The sequence below is a fragment of the Streptomyces sp. XM83C genome (assembly GCF_023072675.1).
Classification (GTDB): Bacteria; Actinomycetota; Actinomycetes; order Streptomycetales; family Streptomycetaceae; genus Streptomyces; species Streptomyces thermocoprophilus.
The window spans coordinates 1-252 of sequence record NZ_JALLGL010000698.1 but is presented as its reverse complement, the minus strand read 5'-3'; the positions used below and the strand labels follow the sequence as shown (position 1 = coordinate 252).

At 65.1% G+C, this 252-nt stretch carries 1 pseudogene; it reads right to left on the bottom strand.

Features of this window, described 5'->3' with window-relative positions:
• Positions 1–81, bottom strand: a pseudogene (locus MTQ10_RS31110) (IS5/IS1182 family transposase); the annotation flags it as partial.
• Positions 82–252 lie beyond the last annotated feature (171 nt).

Here is a 252-nt window from a genome sequence, read left to right as displayed (position 1 = left end):
CAGCTTGTTGAACTGCCGCGGGCTCAGCCCGGTGAACGGACCTATCCAAGAGGGCTCCGACGCCGTGATCACACCAGCCACAGCAAAATCATCTCACCTCTGACCAGCAGTTACGGGACAACCTCTACGAGCTCGTGCACGGTAGGCGGTGAGGCGTCGAGGATGGCGGCGGGGCTCGGTGTTCACATCTGCCGCGCCGACGTCAGGTCCGCAGTCTGCTGGTGGGACAGCAGGGCGGCGACGGCCTGGACG